The 16,850-nt window shown below is 68.2% G+C and carries 12 protein-coding genes and 1 pseudogene; 6 read left to right on the forward strand and 7 right to left on the reverse strand.

The features are described 5' to 3' along the window. Positions 1–13: 13 nt before the first annotated feature. The 5 genes from parE to EA796_RS15080 all read left to right on the forward strand — a co-directional run bounded on the left by parE (position 14) and on the right by EA796_RS15080 (position 6,533). Positions 14–1,912: a DNA topoisomerase IV subunit B gene (gene parE / locus EA796_RS15060; protein ID WP_021441930.1), complete on the forward strand. Its 1,899-nt coding sequence runs from the start codon at positions 14–16 to the stop codon at positions 1,910–1,912. Further along, positions 1,912–2,895 (forward strand): esterase-like activity of phytase family protein, encoded by a 984-nt coding sequence (locus EA796_RS15065; protein ID WP_122109184.1) that lies wholly within the window; start codon positions 1,912–1,914, stop codon positions 2,893–2,895. Before parE ends, EA796_RS15065 begins: the two co-directional genes overlap by 1 nt. A 35-nt stretch (positions 2,896–2,930) precedes the next feature. Beyond that, positions 2,931–3,416, forward strand: coding sequence for a TIGR02281 family clan AA aspartic protease (locus tag EA796_RS15070; RefSeq protein ID WP_371921475.1), 486 nt, complete (start codon positions 2,931–2,933; stop codon positions 3,414–3,416). Positions 3,417–3,423: 7 nt separating this feature from the next. Next, positions 3,424–5,673 (forward strand): DNA topoisomerase IV subunit A, encoded by a 2,250-nt coding sequence (gene parC, locus EA796_RS15075; RefSeq protein ID WP_122109186.1) that lies wholly within the window; start codon positions 3,424–3,426, stop codon positions 5,671–5,673. Positions 5,674–5,816: 143 nt separating this feature from the next. Next, positions 5,817–6,533: a membrane integrity-associated transporter subunit PqiC gene (locus EA796_RS15080; protein ID WP_122109187.1), complete on the forward strand. Its 717-nt coding sequence runs from the start codon at positions 5,817–5,819 to the stop codon at positions 6,531–6,533. Positions 6,534–6,692: 159 nt separating this feature from the next. On the opposite strand, the gene EA796_RS15085 is transcribed toward EA796_RS15080, so the two are convergent. From EA796_RS15085 to msbA, 6 genes and pseudogenes are all read right to left on the reverse strand, one after another. Continuing rightward, positions 6,693–7,904: an acyl-CoA dehydrogenase family protein gene (locus EA796_RS15085; RefSeq protein ID WP_021443814.1), complete on the reverse strand. Its 1,212-nt coding sequence runs from the start codon at positions 7,902–7,904 to the stop codon at positions 6,693–6,695. 13 nt (positions 7,905–7,917) lie between these two features. After that, entirely contained in the window at positions 7,918–9,189 is a 1,272-nt protein-coding gene (locus tag EA796_RS15090; protein WP_122109188.1) for an acyl-CoA dehydrogenase family protein, read from the reverse strand. A 187-nt stretch (positions 9,190–9,376) separates the two neighbouring features. Beyond that, positions 9,377–10,798 carry a bifunctional D-glycero-beta-D-manno-heptose-7-phosphate kinase/D-glycero-beta-D-manno-heptose 1-phosphate adenylyltransferase HldE gene (hldE, locus tag EA796_RS15095; RefSeq protein WP_122109189.1) on the reverse strand — a complete coding sequence of 474 codons (1,422 nt, stop codon included), beginning with the start codon at positions 10,796–10,798 and terminating at the stop codon, positions 9,377–9,379. Positions 10,799–10,844: 46 nt separating this feature from the next. After that, positions 10,845–12,282, reverse strand: a pseudogene (locus EA796_RS15100) (PIG-L deacetylase family protein). Between the two features lie 4 nt (positions 12,283–12,286). Further along, positions 12,287–13,183, reverse strand: a complete 897-nt coding sequence (locus tag EA796_RS15105; protein WP_122109190.1) for a GNAT family N-acetyltransferase — start codon at positions 13,181–13,183, stop codon at positions 12,287–12,289. Then, complete coding sequence (gene msbA, locus EA796_RS15110; RefSeq protein ID WP_122109191.1) at positions 13,183–15,006, reverse strand: lipid A export permease/ATP-binding protein MsbA; 1,824 nt, start codon at positions 15,004–15,006, stop codon at positions 13,183–13,185. Before msbA ends, EA796_RS15105 begins: the two co-directional genes overlap by 1 nt. Before the next feature lie 32 nt (positions 15,007–15,038). Here msbA and EA796_RS15115 point away from each other — a divergent pair, with 32 nt between their 5' ends. Beyond that, on the forward strand, positions 15,039–15,659 hold the full coding sequence (locus EA796_RS15115) for a lipopolysaccharide kinase InaA family protein (RefSeq protein WP_122109192.1): 621 nt from the start codon (positions 15,039–15,041) through the stop codon (positions 15,657–15,659). A gap of 5 nt (positions 15,660–15,664) precedes the next feature. Here the strand turns inward: EA796_RS15115 and EA796_RS15120 are convergent, their stop codons facing one another. Continuing rightward, on the reverse strand, positions 15,665–16,840 hold the full coding sequence (locus EA796_RS15120; RefSeq protein WP_256679217.1) for an O-antigen ligase family protein: 1,176 nt from the start codon (positions 16,838–16,840) through the stop codon (positions 15,665–15,667). Between the last annotated feature and the right edge of the window lie 10 nt (positions 16,841–16,850).

The raw sequence follows: 16,850 nt of genomic DNA on the forward strand, positions 1-16,850 counted from the left end.
AACAAGAGAGCCCATGGCCCAGCAGAACGCCTATAACGCCGACGCCATCGAAGTCCTTTCCGGCCTCGACCCGGTGCGCAAGCGCCCGGGCATGTACACCGACACCACGCGGCCCAACCACCTGGCCCAGGAAGTCATCGACAACAGCGTCGACGAGGCGCTGGCCGGGCATGCCAAGTCGATCCAGGTGATCCTCCACGAGGACAACTCGCTGGAAGTGCTCGACGACGGCCGCGGCATGCCGGTGGACATCCACCCGGAAGAAGGCGTGCCAGGCGTCGAACTGATCCTCACCAAGCTGCATGCCGGCGGCAAGTTTTCCAACAAGAACTACCAGTTCTCCGGCGGCCTGCACGGCGTCGGCATCAGTGTGGTCAACGCCCTGTCGACCCGCGTGGTGGTGACCGTCAAGCGCGACGGCAACGAGTACCAGATGAGCTTCGCCGACGGCTTCAAGGCCAGCGAGCTGGAAGTGGTCGGCACGGTGGGCAAACGCAACACCGGCACCAGCGTGCACTTCTGGCCCGACGCCAAGTATTTCGACTCCTTCAAGTTCTCGGTCAGCCGCCTCAAGCACGTGCTCAAGGCCAAGGCCGTACTCTGCCCGGGCCTAAACGTCAGCTTCGAAGACAAGGCCTCAGGCGAGAAGGTCGAGTGGCTGTATGAAGACGGCCTGCGCTCCTACCTGGTCGACGCCGTCAGCGAGTTCGAGCGCCTGCCCGCCGAGCCCTTCGTCGGCAGCCTGGCCGGCAACAAGGAGGCGGTGGACTGGGCCCTGCTGTGGCTGCCCGAGGGTGGCGACGCGGTGCAGGAAAGCTACGTCAACCTGATCCCCACCGCCCAGGGCGGCACCCACGTCAACGGCCTGCGCCAGGGCCTGCTGGACGCCATGCGCGAGTTCTGCGAGTTCCGCAACCTGCTGCCGCGCGGGGTGAAACTGGCGCCGGAAGACGTCTGGGAACGCATCGCCTTCGTCCTCTCGATGAAGATGCAGGACGCCCAGTTCTCCGGGCAGACCAAGGAGCGCCTGTCCTCGCGCGAGGCCGCCGCCTTCGTCTCCGGCGTGGTCAAAGACGCCTTCAGCCTGTGGCTCAACGCCCACCCGGAAACCGGCCTGGCCCTGGCCGAGCTGGCCATCAGCAACGCCGGCCGTCGCCTCAAGGCGGGCAAGAAGGTCGAGCGCAAGAAGATCACCCAGGGCCCGGCGCTACCCGGCAAACTGGCCGACTGCGCTGGGCAGAACCCGCTGCGCTGCGAGCTGTTCCTGGTCGAGGGCGATTCCGCCGGCGGCAGCGCCAAGCAGGCGCGCGACAAGGAGTTCCAGGCCATCATGCCGCTGCGCGGCAAGATCCTGAACACCTGGGAAGTCGACGGCAGCGAGGTGCTGGCCTCGCAGGAGGTGCACGACATCGCCGTGGCCATCGGCATCGACCCCGGCTCCAGCGATCTCTCCGGGCTGCGCTACGGCAAGATCTGCATCCTCGCCGACGCCGACTCCGACGGCCTGCACATCGCCACCCTGCTCTGCGCCCTGTTCGTCCGCCACTTCCGCGCCCTGGTCGACGCCGGCCACGTCTACGTGGCCATGCCGCCGCTGTACCGCATCGACCTGGGCAAGGAGATCTTCTACGCCCTCGACGACGCCGAGCGCGACGGCATCCTCGACCGCCTGGTGGCCGAGAAGCGCCGCGGCAAGCCGCAGGTGACCCGTTTCAAGGGCCTCGGCGAGATGAACCCGCCGCAGCTGCGCGAAACCACCATGGACCCCAACACCCGCCGCCTGGTGCAGCTGACCCTGGACGATTTCGAGGGCACCCGCGAGGTGATGGACATGCTGCTGGCGAAGAAACGCGCCGGCGACCGCAAGAGCTGGCTGGAAACCAAGGGCAACCTGGCCGAGGTACTGGCCTGATGCGCAGGCTGTTGCTGGCACTCGGCCTGCTGGCCGGCGGCGCCCACGCCGAGCCCGCGGCGCTGGAAGAACTGCAGCTGCAGGCCGAATACCCGGTGAGCGAGATGACCGCCGGCAACCTGTCCGGCCTGGCCCAGTGCGGCGAGGCGCTGTGGGCGGTGTCCGACCGCGACGACGCGACCCTCTACCAGCTGCACCGGGAAGACGGCCTGCTGCGCGCCGAGGGCGAACCCTTCGTCGCCCCCGAGCCGCCCGACAGCGCCCTGCCCTGGGGCCTGCGCATGCGCAACTGGGCCGCCAGCCTGGTACGCGGCGGCAAGCTGGATTTCGAAGGGCTGTCCTGCGATGCCCAGGGCAACCGCTACCTGGTCAGCGAGACGCGCGCCGCGGTGCTGCAGGTGGCGCCCAGCGGCAGCGCGCAGTGGCTCAACTTGCCCAGCGGCCTGGTGCGCCAGGCGCGTGCCAGCGGCATGCTGCTGCACTTCAACCAGGGCTTCGAGGGCATCGCCGTCGACCCCAGCGGCGAGCGCCTGTGGCTGGCCGCCGAACAGCGCCGCCGCGGCCTCACCGTGCTGCACCGGCAGAACAGCACCTGGCGCTGCACCGGCGGCTGCGTGCTGATCAGCGAGAGCGGCGAAGAGCCCTCGCCCGCAGCGCTCGGCGGCCGCGCCGCACCGCGCGACTTCGCCGGCCTGGCCTACTTCGGCGAGAAGCTGTTCACCCTCGAACGCCAGGCTCATCGCATCTGCCGCCGCACCCTGAGCAACGGCGAGGCCGAGCTGTGCTGGTCGTTCGCCGGCGAGGCGCTCGCCGAGGCGCGTCGCTACCCGCCGAAATACGGCATGGCCGAAGCGCTGTGGATCGACCAGGACGGCGCCTGGATCGGCGTCGACAACGGCAGCCAGACCCGCGCCGACGGCGAGCAACGCCCCCTGGTCTGGCGCTTCAATGCGCCCAAGGGCGGCTGGAGCCGTCGTCCGTGAGCGAGCAGACGCCCGGCCGCCGCGCCGGACGGGTGATGTGGGTGCTCGCCTGGGGCGCCGGCCTGCTGCTGGCCACGCATTTCTTCGGCAACTGGGAAGACAAGCAGCGCAACCCCAACCAGGTGCCGCAATCGGTGCAGGGCGAGGGGTTCGTCGAGGTGCGCCTGGCCAGCAGCCGCCAGGGCCATTACCTGGTCAACGGGCAGATCGACGGCCAGGACGTGACCTTCCTGCTCGACACCGGCGCCACCCAGGTGGCGGTGCCCAGCGCCGTGGCCGAGCGCCTCGGCCTGGCGCGCGGCGCGCCGATCGTCATCAGCACCGCCAACGGCCGTGCCACCGGGCATCGCACGCGCCTGGCCAGCCTGCGCCTGGGCGATATCGAACTGCGCGACGTCGCCGCGCTGATCGCCCCGGGCATGGACGGCGACGAGGTGCTGCTGGGCATGAGCGCGCTGCAACAACTCGAATTCAGTCAAAAGGGCGGCACCCTGGTGCTGCGCCAATCAACCTTGCAATGAGGCCCGCATGAGCGAATCCCTCGATTTGAGCCTGGAAGGCGTGGAACGTCGGTCGCTGGCCGACTTCACCGAGCAGGCCTATCTCAACTACTCCATGTACGTGATCATGGACCGCGCCCTGCCGCATATCGGCGACGGCCTCAAGCCCGTGCAGCGGCGCATCGTCTACGCCATGAGCGAGCTGGGCCTGGACGCGGACTCCAAGCACAAGAAGTCGGCGCGCACCGTCGGCGACGTGCTCGGCAAGTTCCACCCGCACGGCGACAGCGCCTGCTACGAGGCCATGGTGCTGATGGCGCAGCCGTTCAGCTACCGCTACACCCTGGTCGACGGCCAGGGCAACTGGGGCGCGCCGGACGATCCCAAGTCCTTCGCCGCCATGCGCTACACCGAGGCGCGCCTGTCGCGCTATTCCGAGGTGCTGCTGAGCGAGCTGGGCCAGGGCACCGTCGACTGGGTGCCGAACTTCGACGGCACAATGAACGAGCCGGCGACCCTGCCGGCACGCCTGCCCAACCTGCTGCTTAACGGCACGACGGGTATTGCGGTCGGCATGGCCACCGATGTGCCGCCGCACAACCTGCGCGAAGTCGCCGCCGCCTGCGTGCGTCTGCTGGACGAACCGGGTGCCACGGTCGAGCAGCTCTGCGAGCATATCCAGGGCCCGGATTTCCCCACCGAGGCCGAGGTCATCACGCCCAAGGCCGATCTGCTGAAGATCTACGAAACGGGTCGCGGCTCGGTGCGCATGCGCGCCGTCTACCGCGTCGAGGACGGCGACATCGTGGTCACCGCCCTGCCGCATCAGGTCTCCGGGGCCAAGGTGCTGGAGCAGATCGCCGCGCAGATGCAGGCCAAGAAGCTGCCGATGGTCGCCGACCTGCGCGACGAATCCGACCACGAGCACCCGACCCGGATCGTCATCATCCCGCGCTCCAACCGCGTCGATGCCGACGAGCTGATGACCCATCTGTTCGCCACCACCGAGCTGGAATCGAGCTACCGGGTCAACACCAACGTCATCGGCCTCGACGGCAAGCCGCAGGTCAAGGACCTGCGCACCCTGCTGAGCGAGTGGCTGGTGTACCGCGTCGGCACCGTACGCCGCCGCCTGCAGTTCCGCCTGGACAAGGTGGAAAAGCGCCTGCACCTGTTGGAAGGCCTGCTGATCGCCTTCCTCAACCTCGACGAAGTGATTCGCATCATCCGCACCGAAGACCAGCCGAAACCGGTACTGATGGAGGCCTTCGGCCTGACCGAGGTGCAGGCCGACTACATCCTCGACACCCGCCTGCGCCAGCTGGCCCGCCTGGAAGAGATGAAGATCCGCGGCGAGCAGGACGAGCTGGCCAAGGAACGCGAGAAGCTGCTGGCCCTGCTCGGCAGCGAAGCCAAGCTGAAGAAGCTGGTGCGCAAGGAAATTCTCGAGGACGCCGAGAAGTACGGCGACGACCGTCGCTCGCCGATCGTCGCCCGCGCCGAGGCCCGCGCCCTGTCGGAAACCGAGCTGATGCCGACCGAACCGGTCACAGTGGTGCTCTCGGAAAAGGGCTGGGTGCGCTGCGCCAAGGGCCACGATATCGACGCCACCGGCCTGTCCTACAAGGCCGGCGACGGCTTCAAGGCCGCCGCGCCGGGCCGATCCAACCAGTACGCGGTCTTTATCGACTCCACCGGACGCAGCTATTCGCTGGCCGCCCACAGCCTGCCGTCCGCGCGCGGCCAGGGCGAGCCACTGACCGGTCGTCTGACCCCGCCGCCGGGGGCGACCTTCGACTGCGTGCTGCTGCCGGAGGACAGCGCCCTGTACGTGATCGCCTCGGACGCCGGCTACGGCTTCGTGGTCAAGGGCGAGGACCTGCAGGCCAAGAACAAGGCCGGCAAGGCCCTGCTCAGCCTGCCCAACGGCGCCCGGGTGGTGGCGCCCAAGCCGGTAGCCAGCGTCGAGAACGACTGGCTGGCGGCGGTGACCACCGAAGGCCGCCTGCTGCTGTTCAAGGTCGCCGACCTGCCGCAACTGGGCAAAGGCAAGGGCAACAAGATCATCGGCATCCCCGGTGAACGGGTGGCCAGCCGCGAGGAATACCTCACCGATCTGGCCGTGCTGCCCACCGGCAGCTCGCTGGTGCTGCAGGCCGGCAAGCGTACCCTGACCCTCAAGGCCGACGATCTGGAGCACTACAAGGGCGAGCGCGGCCGCCGCGGCAACAAGCTGCCGCGCGGCTTCCAGCGCGTCGACCAGTTGCTGGTGGAATAAGCGCCGCCCCTACCGACAGGCGGGCAAGGCTGGAGTCGCGGCGCGGTTTGACGGATGATACGCGACCCGGGGCGTCAGGATGACGACCCGCCGGCATGACATGGGATTGATGCGCAGCCGCCCGCAGCGGCTGCCGGGAACGAATGATGACTGTAGTACGCCCCCTGGCCCTGCTTCTGACCACCCTGCTCAGCCTGAGCGGTTGCAGCCTGCTGCAGCAGAAGCCGGTGCCACTCTACCAACTCGACAGCGGCAGTGCCGTCGCCCCGGCCAAGGACAGCGGCATGGCGGTGCTGGTCGGCCCGGTCAGCATCGCCGACTACCTGCGCCAGGAACACCTGCTGCAGCGTCAGGCCGACGGCAGCCTGGTGGCCGCCCGCGATGCCCGCTGGGCCAGCGGCCTGGCCAACGACATCGACCAGCAGTTGCTGCGCCAACTGGCCTGGCGCCTGGACAGCCAGCGCCTGGCCCTGGCGCCGGCCGCCCCCGGCTTCAGCGCCGACGCCCAGGTGATGCTGACCATCACCCGCCTCGACTCCGGCCCGCTGGTGCCGGCGGTGCTGGAAGCGCAGTGGCGCCTGCTGGATCGCCGCGGCCAGCTGCGCGACAGCCGCCTGGTGCGCCTGGAGGAGGGCCACAACGGCGCCGTGGCCGAGCAGGTCAAGGCGCAGAGCCTGCTGCTGCAACGCCTGGCCGCCGAGCTGGCGGTGGCCATCCAGCCGATTGCCGTGGCCGAGGAGGCCCCCGCCGAGCCACCGCGCAAGAAGGCCCCGGTGGCCAAGGCCAAACCGCAGGAACCCGGGCCGAAGATTCCGGTGGCCGAACCCATCAAGATCGATACCGAAGTCTTCCGTTTCTAAGCAAAAAGCCCGCAGATGCGGGCTTTTTTGTGACCTGCCGCCGCACTGCCAGCCAGCAGGTTGGGTGAGGCGCGTAGCAGCGAAACCCAGCGGGCCATGTCGCGGACCGTTGGGCGTCGCTGCGCTCGGCGCCAACCTGCGGCGCTACCCAGTGATGCCCTATTTGAGTTCGCTGGAACTCTTGCCCAGCAGGCGCCGGGCGACGATCAGCAGCTGGATCTGCTGGGTGCCTTCGAAGATGTCGAGAATCTTCGAGTCGCGCGCCCACTTCTCCAGCAGTTCGTCCTCGCCGTAACCCAGGGCGCCGGCCAGCTCGACGCATTTGAGCGTCACCTCGCTGGCCACCCGCCCGGCCTTGGCCTTGGCGATGGAGGCCTCCTTGGAGTTGGGCAGCTTGTTGTCGGCCATCCAGGCGGCCTTGAGCGTGAGCAGGCGCGCCGCTTCCCACTCGGCCTCCAGCCGATACAGCGTGGCCTCGGCATGGCTCACGGCCAGCAAGGGCTTGGCATAGTCGAAGCGGCAGCCGGCCTTGACCAGCAGCTCGCGGGTGCGCTCCAGCGCCGCCCGAGCCACCCCGACTGCCATGCCGGCGACCAGCGGACGGGTATTGTCGAAGGTTTCCATGACCCCGGCGAAGCCCTTCTGCACGTCGATCTCGGCGTTGCCCAGCAGGTTGGCCGCCGGCACCCGGCAGTCGCTGAAGCTGATCGAGGCGGTGTCCGAGGCCTTGATCCCGAGTTTCTTCTCCAGGCGCGTCACGCTCATGCCCGGCGTGCCCTTCTCGACCACGAAGGACTTGATCGCCGCGCGCCCCAGGCTGCGGTCGAGGCTGGCCCAGACCACCACGGCGTCGGCGCGCTCGCCGGAGGTGACGAAGATCTTCTCGCCGTTGAGCACGTAGTGCTCGCCGTCCTTCACCGCCGTGGTGCGGATCGCCGCCGAGTCCGAGCCGCAGCCCGGTTCGGTGATGGCCATGGCCGCCCAGGTCCTACCGAAGCGCGCCAGCTGCTCGTCGTTGGCCACCGCGGCGATGGCCGCGTTGCCCAGGCCCTGGCGCGGCATGGCCAGGAGCAGGCCGACGTCGCCCCAGCACAGCTCCATCACGCCGAGCAGCGCAGCCAGGTTGCCGCCGTTCTTGACGCCCTCCTGCTGTTCGCGGGCGGCGCCGCGCTTGCTCGCCGAACCGGCGCCGACGGCGTCGGGCGAGCCCTCGTTCATGCCGTCGAGCAGCGCGGCGAGCAGGTCCAGCTCCTTGGGATAGGCGTGCTCGGCCTGGTCGTACTTGCGTGAGATCGGCCGGAAATAGTGCTTGGCCACCTGCTGCGCCTGCTGCTGCAGGCCACGGAATTTCTTCGGGGTTTCCAGATTCATGGTTGCCTGCCTGCTAGAGATGAAGGCCGCCGGCCAGAACGGCCACGCTGCGCAGATCGCGATACCAGCGCTCGACCGGGTGCTCCTGGGTGAAACCATGGCCGCCGAGCAGTTGCACCGCGTCGCTGCCGATCTTCATCGCCTTCTCCGCACAGAGCAGCCGCGCCAGGTAGGCCTCGCGCCGGAACGGCAGGCCGGCCTCGGCGCGGGCGCAGGCACGCCACAGCAGCAGGCGCATGGCGTCCAGTTCGATGGCGATGTCGGCGACCATAAAGGCCACGCCCTGGCGATGGCTGATCGGCTCGCCGAAGGCCTGGCGTTCGTTGCAGTAGCTGGTCACATAGTCCAGCGCCGCCTGCGCCGTGCCGACGGCAAGGGCGCAGAAGGCCAGCGCGGAATGATCGAGAAAGGCCTGAAAATCGAAGCCAGCGCCAGCCAGCCGGCACTCGCTCGGCACCTTGACGCCTTTGAGTTGAATACGCGCCAGGCCACAGGCCTTGAGGCCCATGGCCGGCTCGGCGCGGCGGCCGATGCCCTTGCTCGCGGCATCGACGATAAACAGCGCCGGGCCGTCGCCGGCCTGGGCGCTGACGATCAGCCGGCTGGCCTCCAGCCCGCCCAGCACCAGGACCTTCTCGCCGTCGAGCAGATAGGCTTTGCCGCGTTTGCGCGCGCGCGTGGCGGGCCCCCGCGGGTCGCTCAGCACGCCCGGCTCGCCCACTGCGAGGGCGAAGGGTTGCGCCCCCGCCTCGCTGACGAAGGCCGGCAGCCAGGCCGCCTGTTGCGCCGGCGAGCCCCAGCGGCGGATGCAGTTGGCCGCCGACAGCGGCAGCAGCAGCGCGGCGGCCAGGGAGAAGTCGCCCCTGGCCAGGCTTTCGCCGATCAGCGCGTTGCTCAGCACGGTGCGCGCCCCGGCCAGGCCGCCCTGCGCCTCGCCGACGCCATAGTGGGCCAGGCCCAGCTCATGGGCCTGGCTGTGCAGCGCTGCCGGCACCCGCGCCTGGGCGTCGGCCTCGTGCGCCAGCGGGCGCAGCACGTCCAGGGCGAAGCCCTGGAGCATCTCCACCAGCATCTGCTGCTCGTCGGACAGCGACAGGTCGAACAGCTCGTCGGCCGCCGCCGGACGCGGCGTGCGCTTCTTGCCGGCGGCCAGACGGAAGCTGGCGCGGCTGCCGCTGTAGACGAGTCTTTCGAAGGGTTTGCGCAGCTTGAGGCGATCCGGCCAGTCGGCCTGGGCCAGCTTGCTCAGTACGCTCAGGGCCTGGCCCTGCACATCGACGGTCATGGCATCTCGCTCCACATGGGGGATGCCATCGATGATGCGCCGCCGGCTGGCGAGCGCCTATGACCCTCAAGCCACGAGCCGTCGGCAATCGGGTCAAGCCGTCACACAGAGGAACGTAGGGTGAGCATGGCGCCCGCCTTGCCCACCGCCAGCGGTGGATTGGTGGACAGGCCTTAGGCCTGTCAGCCTATTTGTTGCGGATCTTCTCGACTATGGCGGTGGTCGAGCTGTTCTCCACCAGACCGAGCACGCGCACCTCGCCGCCGTAGGCCTGGACGATATCGGCGCCGACCACCTGGTCGATGCCGTAGTCACCGCCCTTGACCAGCACGTCCGGCTGCACCTGCTTGAGCAGGCGCTCGGGGGTGTCCTCGGCGAAGCTCACCACCCAGTCCACCGCACCGAGGCCGGCGAGCACCGCCATGCGCCGGTCCACCGCGTTGATCGGCCGGCCCGGGCCCTTGAGGCGGCTGACCGAGGCGTCGTCGTTGATCGCCACGATCAGGCGGTCGCCCTGAGCGCGCGCCTGCTCCAGGTAGGTCACGTGGCCGGCATGCAGGATGTCGAAGCAGCCGTTGGTGAAGACGATCTTCTCGCCGTGGGCGCGGGCGTCCTCGATCGCCACCAGCAACTGGTCGAGGCTCAGTACGCCGCGCTCGGAGCCCTCCTCGCGCTGCACCGCGCGGCGCAGCTCGGGGGCGCTGATGGCCGCGGTGCCGAGCTTGCCGACCACGATGCCGGCGGCCAGGTTGGCCAGGGCCACGGCCTGCGGCAGCTCCTCGCCGGCGGCGATGGAGGCGGCCAGGGTGGAAATCACCGTGTCGCCGGCGCCGGTGACGTCGAACACCTCGCGCGCCCGCGCCGGCAGGTGCAGCGGCGCGTGGTCCGGGCGCAGCAGGGTCATGCCGTGCTCGCCGCGGGTCACCAGCAGGGCGCCGAGTTCCAGCTCACGCATCAGCTTGGCGCCCTTGCTGACCAGCTCGGCCTCGTCCTTGCAGCCGCCGACTATGGTCTCGAACTCGTGCAGATTGGGGGTGATCAGGCTGGCGCCGCGGTAGATGGAGAAGTCCTTGCCCTTGGGGTCGGCCAACACCGGGATGCCCCTGGCGCGCGCGGCCTGGATCAGCACCTGGTGGTTCTGCAGCGCGCCCTTGCCGTAATCGGACAGCACCAGCACCTTGACCCCGGCGAGCAGTGCCTCGACCTGGCGCGCCAGGGCCTGGGTGTCGGTGGCGAAGGGTTCTTCGAAGTCCATGCGCAGCAGCTGCTGGTGGCGGCTCATGACCCGCAGCTTGACGATGGTCGGCTGCTCGTCGCGGCGCTGGAAGTGCGCCTCGACGCCGGCGGCGGCCAGGCTGTCGGCCAGGCTGTCCGCCGCCTCGTCCTCGCCGGTGACGCCGACCAGCAGCGCCGGCGCGCCGAGCGCGGCGATGTTCAGCGCGACGTTGGCCGCGCCGCCCGGGCGATCCTCGATCTGCTCCACGCGCACCACCGGCACCGGCGCCTCCGGCGAGATGCGCGAGGTGCCGCCATGCCAGTAGCGGTCGAGCATGACGTCGCCCACCACCAGGACGGGGGCTTGATCGTAACGGGGCAGGGTCAGCTTCATGGTGGCTCCGGAGCGTCGAAAACGCCGCGGATCATAACATAGCCGCTCAGTCGGCCCGCGACTCCCGCACGCCGGCGCGACGCACCCAGAACAGCTCGTGACGACGCACCGCCTTGCGGAAGAAATCGTCCTGCCCCACCTCCGGCCAGCGCCGCCCGACCAGCAGCCACTGGATGAGCCGGCGCAGGCGCTTCTTCAGCGGCAGGGGGGTCTGCAGGTCGTGCTGCATGGCCAGGGCCTGGGTCTTGTCCAGCCGTGCCCCCGCATCCAGCAGCGGGCTCCACAGGCCGTCCGCCGGCAGGGGTTGCTGACGCGGCGGCAGCGCCACGCCGGCGCCGACCGGGCCCATGGGCCAGCGATCGTTGTCATAGAGGTGATTGGCGTACAGCAGGCGCACCTCGGGGCACCAGCCGGCGAGCGCGACGGCTTCGTCCAGCGCCCGGCTGGCCTGGATATGGTCGGGATGGGGATCCAGTTCCGGGTGGGGCAGCACCACCACCTCGGGGCGAAAGCGCTTGAGCAACGCCGCGAGGTCGCCCACCAGGTTGTGCCAGCTGGGCATGCCGTCGACATCGCCCGGCAGCGCCAGGGGGTTGAACCGGCGCACGCTGCGGATGTCCGACTCGCCGGACTCCAGCGACGGGAAGGCCCGGTGCGGCTCGGCGCGCATGGCCGTCAGTTGCAGGCAGTAATACCCCAGCTGCACGCAGCGGCTCGCCGGCACGCCGCCCCAGAGCGGCACGCTGAGGCTGCTCCAGCTGCGCAGACGGCCCTTGAGGCGAGCGGCAGCCGCCTTGTCGAGCCCCATGCGGCGATAATGCTGGGCCTCGACCTCGCCCTGGGTGAGGGTGACGATGCTGACCTCCGCACTGCGGCTGTAGAGGCCGAAGGCGGCGAGCTCGGCATCGTCGGCATGGGGGGGCGATGATCATCAGGCGACGCGCGGCATAGTCCGGATTGCTGAAGGCATACAGGCTGACCTCCGCGCCCAGTCGGCAGAAGCGTCCGCGCAACTGCACGCGCCCCTCCCGGAGAGCCGGCAGCAGACCGGACAGGTTGAGGTAGCGGCAGCCTCGCACGCCGCGCTCGAAGTCCTGACGATCGCAGGGCTGGCCGTCGCGAATCAGCACATGGGGATCCAGCCAGCGCCCCAGCCAGGTGCTGCGCACCTGCACCGCGAGGATCAGGGTGTCGGCCTCGGCCGGCAGCTGGTCGACGTCCAGCTGCAGCCACCCCTTTTCCAGGCGGCCGGCCAACTGCGGCGCCGGGTCGGGGAAGGCGTAGCGATAGTCCTCGCGCGGCGAATAGAAGAGGTGGTCGGCGAACCAGGCCTCGTGGGCGATCCAGGCCAGCACCAGAAACACCGGCAGGCTGTTCCAGCCGGCAAACCAGTCCAGCGCCACCAGCACCAGCAGCGCCGCGACCATGAACAGGCGCTTGCCGCGCCGGTGACGGCGCAGCAGTTGTTGTTTGCGTGTATCCATTCACTCACACCCTAAAGGTGGCAACCCTGTTGCACCAACGATCCTTGTAGTCCCGATCGGCCCGCCCGAACGAGTAACGCAATACCTTGCCCCGCGCCCGCGCGTCCGCCCAGGCAGCCTGGGTGTTGATGAAGCTGAGGACGCTGCCGGGACTGAGGTGCTGAGCCCGAGGGTCGACACCGCCATTGATGTACTCGTAGCTGATCCAGTCTGCCGATTCGGCCCTGTACAGCACCTGAACGGCCACCGGAAAACCGTCCAGCATCAACAGCGATCCCTGGAGGAATTCCCGCATCAGGCCGAAGACCTCGGCCAGCCTCGGCTTGCCCGGCACCTCGAAGCCCCAGCGGCGCTCGAACAGCTCGCCGTAGATGGCCGCCAGCTCGGCGGGGGTGAACTCCGCCACCGCCCGCACCACGCCGCCCGCCTCCTCGAACAGGCGCAATTCGCGCCGCTGGTTGTAACGAAACTTCTTCGACCACTCCTCCGGCGCCCGCGCCATGGCCAGCTGCTCCTGCTGCGGCCGCAGGCCACTGAAGCCATGCCGGTTCAACTCGGAAAGGTAGGCGACCTCATGCCGCAACGGCACCCCCGCGTTCGGCGCGACCGGCAGGATCACCTCGGCATTGCCCAGGTCGAAGAGATTGCGCAGCCCCCGGCGCTTCAACACTCGCCGCGACAACGCCAGGTGCCGCCCCCAGGTGGGGATCGCCGCCCTGAGCTCGCCGTCAACGCAATGCCCGAGGTAGCGCACCGGCACGCCCGCCAGCCCGGCCAGGCGGGCGACGACCTGCGGCTGGGTGATGACGCTGCCGCCGAAACGGGCCCAGGTCTCGGCATAGCCGGCCGCATCGATGGGCGTCCAACCGCGCTCGCGCCAGCTGCGCAAATGGTTGAGCATCAGGCGTCCTGTTCGGCGACGACCTCGCCCCCCTCCTCGAACTGACGGGCGTGCAGGCGCGCATAGTAGCCATTGCGCGCCAGCAGCTCCGCGTGGCTGCCGCGCTCGACGATCTGCCCCTGGTCCATCACCAGGATCAGGTCGGCCTTCTCGATGGTGGACAGGCGGTGGGCGATCACCAGGGTGGTGCGGCCCTGCATCACCTTATCCAGCGCGGCCTGGATATGCCGCTCGGACTCGGTGTCGAGTGCCGAGGTGGCCTCGTCGAGCACCAGCAGCGGCGCGTCCTTGAGCAAGGCGCGGGCGATGGCCAGGCGCTGGCGCTGGCCGCCGGAAAGCAGCACGCCGTTCTCGCCGACCAGGGTGTCGTAGCCCTGCGGCATCTTCTCGATGAACTCGGCGGCGTAGGCATCGGCGGCGGCCTGCTTGACCGCCTCCAGCGGCGCCCCGGCCAGGTCGCCATAGGCGATGTTGTTGCGCACCGTGTCGTTGAACAGGGTGACGTGCTGGGTCACCAGAGCGATATGCCGGCGCAGGTTGCGCAGGCTGTAGTCCTCGACATCGACCCCGTCGAGGAGGATCTGCCCCTGCTCATGGTGGTAGAAGCGCGGAATCAGGTTGGCCAGGGTCGACTTGCCGCTGCCGGAGCGCCCGACCAGGGCGATCATCTGTCCCGGCTCGGCCGTGAAACTGACGTCGACGAGCACGGCCTTTTCGCTGCCGGGATAGCTGAAGCTCAGGTTGCGCACCTCGAGACGGCCACCGACCCGCTCGCGCTCGACACTGCCGCGATCCACCTCGGGCGCCTCGTCGAGCTGCTGAAAGATGCTCTCGGCGCCGGCCAGGCCCTTCTGGATGGTCGAGCTGACCTCCGAAAGCTGACGGATCGGCTTGGGCAGCAGGCCGGCCAGGGTGATGTAGGCCACCAGATCGCCGGCCGAGGCATCGCCGCGCATGAACAGCACCAGGAACATCAGCACCGCCATGGCGCTGTAGATCACCAGTTGCAGCATCGGCGTGTAGATGGCACCGGTCTTGGTCATGCGCAACTGCTTGCGGGTGTTGTCGCTGGAGGCGAAGCGAAAGCGCTGCGACTCGTAGGGCTCGCCACCGAAGCTGCGCACCACGCGATAACCCTGGATGGTCTCGGAGGCGACGTGAGTGACGTCGCCCATGGCCACCTGGATCTTCTTGCTCTGCTTGCGAAATTTCTTGCTGGCGCTGCTGACCATCAGGCCGATCACCGGCAGGATCGCCAGCATCACCAGGGTCAGCTTCCAGTTCATCAGCAGCAGGGTGGTGAACAGGAACACCACCGTCATGCCTTCGCGGATCACCACCTTGATCGCGTCGGTGGCCGCGCCGGTGACCATGGTCACGTTGAAGGTGATGCGCGAGATCAGATGCCCGGAGTTGTGGTTGTCGAAGTAGCGGTTGGGCAGCACCAGCAACTTGTCGAACAGCTCCACGCGCAGGTCATGCACCAGCCCCAGGGAGACCTTGGCCAGGAAATAGTTGCCCAGGTAGGAACCGATGCCCTGCCACAGCGCGATCAGCACGATCAGCAGCGGCACCGTCTGCAGCAGCTTCAAGTGGGCGAGGAAGGGAATCTCCGACAGGTAGGGGACGCTGGCGAAAAAGCTGGCCTCGGGATTCGACAGACCGTCGACGAAGTACTTGAGGATGTAACCCAGCATGGGCTGGGTCGAGGCGAAGATCAGAAAACCCAGAATACTGAGCAGGAAGAACCCCAAGTAGGGCCTGACATAGCGCAGCAACCGCAGATAAACCAGAAGATCCGATTGCCGGTTAGAATTGGCCACTCTCGATCCCTTTAGATAATCAGAGAAAATTGATGCGGATTGTACCAGCGAACGAATTACAGCAGTGGCTCGAACAGGGCGCGGTGCTGGAGCAGGACGGCCGCGGGCCCAAGGTGCTGCGCCAACCGGATGGACGCCTGCTGAAGATCTTCCGGCCGCGCCGTCGCCTGTGGTTTGCCCGCCTACGTCCCGCGGCGCAGCGCTTCGCCAGCAACGCCGAGCGCCTGAGTGGCTGCCAGATCGCGGCCCCCGAGATCAGCGAATGCCTGTGGCTCGACCGCGACCAGGCCGTCAGCGCCTGCCTCTATTCGCCCCTGCCCGGGCGCTCGCTGGACCAGCTGTACCGCCAGCAACGCCAGGAGTTCGATGCGCTGCTGCCGGCCCTGGCCGAATTCATCCACGACCTGCACCGGCGCGGCATCTACTTCCGCTCGCTGCATCTGGGCAACATCCTGCAGTTGCCCGATGGCGGCTTCGGCCTGATCGACTTTCTGGACATGCGCTTCAAGCGCGGGCCGCTGAGCAGCCGACTGGCGCGACGCAACCTGGAACACCTCAGAGGCTACCTGCGGCGCAACCACATCGAAGACTTCCCCTGGCAGCGCCTGCTGCAGGCCTACGGGCAACAGCTCGCAGCCGACACCAAAGGTTGATGGCGCTAAGGCGCCGGTGACTGCTCGGCCGACCTGGCCCGCAGGTCGATCGCCAGCGCCAGCGCGATGGGCAGCCAGGTCACGAACCAGATGGGCGCCGGCTTCACCCAAGGCGCCGTACCGTCCGTCAGCACCACCAGTCCCGAGTACAACCACAGGGTCACGAGCGCACTGCCGAGAGCCGTTTGACGCGCCCTGAACGCCCGCCATCCGGCCCAGAGCCAGAGCCCCGCCCACAGCAGCAAGCCCAGCAGACCGAAACGAATGCCGACGTCGAGGAACATGTTATGCGGGTGGCGGGAACTGAACTTCAGCGTAGCGGCCTTGACCCAGTACTCCTTGAAACCCAAGCCATGCTCCCAGTTCGAGAGCAGCAGGTTGAAACCCTCCCACCAGAGCTCGGGCCGGTACGACAAGCCCCGACTCAGCAGGAAAGTGGGCTTGAGCCATAGCACGACGGCGAGCAGTACGATGGAGACCAGGGCCATCGCATACACGGTGCGGTTGCGCGAGAGGACACTGGCGCCGACGAAGGCCATCGCCAGACAGAGCCAGACCCAGCGGCTCTGGTTGAAATACAGGAACAGGCCATAGCAGGCCAAGGCCAGCAGCACCGCACCCAGTTTCCACGGCGTGCGCCTGCCCGCCAGCCCCAGCATGGCGGTCAGGATCACCAGCGCGCCGCAGGCTTGCGCGGCCGGAATCACCACCCGCCAAAGCCCCATCGACACCACCCGCTCGCCATAGCGGTGGCCGTCGATCCAGTAGAAGTCGATCCACGACCAGCCAGCCCCCAACCCTCCGAGCAGGCCGCACAGCAGCAGGAAGTCGGCAAAGCGCGCCTTCAGGTGCAGGGCACAGAGCACGACGCCCAGCAGGCTGAAAGCTATATAGAAGGGCAACTTGAGTTCGCGAAGGTCATCCTGCCCTTCGAGCGTCAGCGCCACGACGAGCCAGTACCAGACGGACAGCGCCAGATACAGCCAGACGAACGTGCCAGGGACTGGCGGGTACTGCTTTCTCAGGACCAGAAAATGAACGAACGCCGGCACCCAGAGCAACAGGATGATCAGCCGGTGGTAATAGGAATTGCTGGGCAACAGCCACGGCCCGCACAGGAAGCAAGCCAGACCGAGGGTGGTCAACCAGGCAAGCCAGATGCCCAGACGCTCTCTACTCATGGAAAACAAA

Origin of the sequence: Pseudomonas sp. AOB-7, from assembly GCF_003696305.1 — a bacterium.
In the GTDB taxonomy this organism is placed as follows: Bacteria; Pseudomonadota; Gammaproteobacteria; order Pseudomonadales; family Pseudomonadaceae; genus Aquipseudomonas.

Coding starts and splice junctions, on each gene's coding strand:
- parE (WP_021441930.1), top strand. CDS start 14: ATGGCCCAGCAGAACGCCTATAACGCCGACGCCATCGAAGTCCTTTCC.
- EA796_RS15065 (WP_122109184.1), top strand. CDS start 1,912: ATGCGCAGGCTGTTGCTGGCACTCGGCCTGCTGGCCGGCGGCGCCCAC.
- EA796_RS15070 (WP_371921475.1), top strand. CDS start 2,931: ATGTGGGTGCTCGCCTGGGGCGCCGGCCTGCTGCTGGCCACGCATTTC.
- parC (WP_122109186.1), top strand. CDS start 3,424: ATGAGCGAATCCCTCGATTTGAGCCTGGAAGGCGTGGAACGTCGGTCG.
- EA796_RS15080 (WP_122109187.1), top strand. CDS start 5,817: ATGATGACTGTAGTACGCCCCCTGGCCCTGCTTCTGACCACCCTGCTC.
- EA796_RS15085 (WP_021443814.1), bottom strand. CDS start 7,904: ATGAATCTGGAAACCCCGAAGAAATTCCGTGGCCTGCAGCAGCAGGCG.
- EA796_RS15090 (WP_122109188.1), bottom strand. CDS start 9,189: ATGACCGTCGATGTGCAGGGCCAGGCCCTGAGCGTACTGAGCAAGCTG.
- hldE (WP_122109189.1), bottom strand. CDS start 10,798: ATGAAGCTGACCCTGCCCCGTTACGATCAAGCCCCCGTCCTGGTGGTG.
- EA796_RS15105 (WP_122109190.1), bottom strand. CDS start 13,183: ATGCTCAACCATTTGCGCAGCTGGCGCGAGCGCGGTTGGACGCCCATC.
- EA796_RS15115 (WP_122109192.1), top strand. CDS start 15,039: ATGCGGATTGTACCAGCGAACGAATTACAGCAGTGGCTCGAACAGGGC.
- EA796_RS15120 (WP_256679217.1), bottom strand. CDS start 16,840: ATGAGTAGAGAGCGTCTGGGCATCTGGCTTGCCTGGTTGACCACCCTC.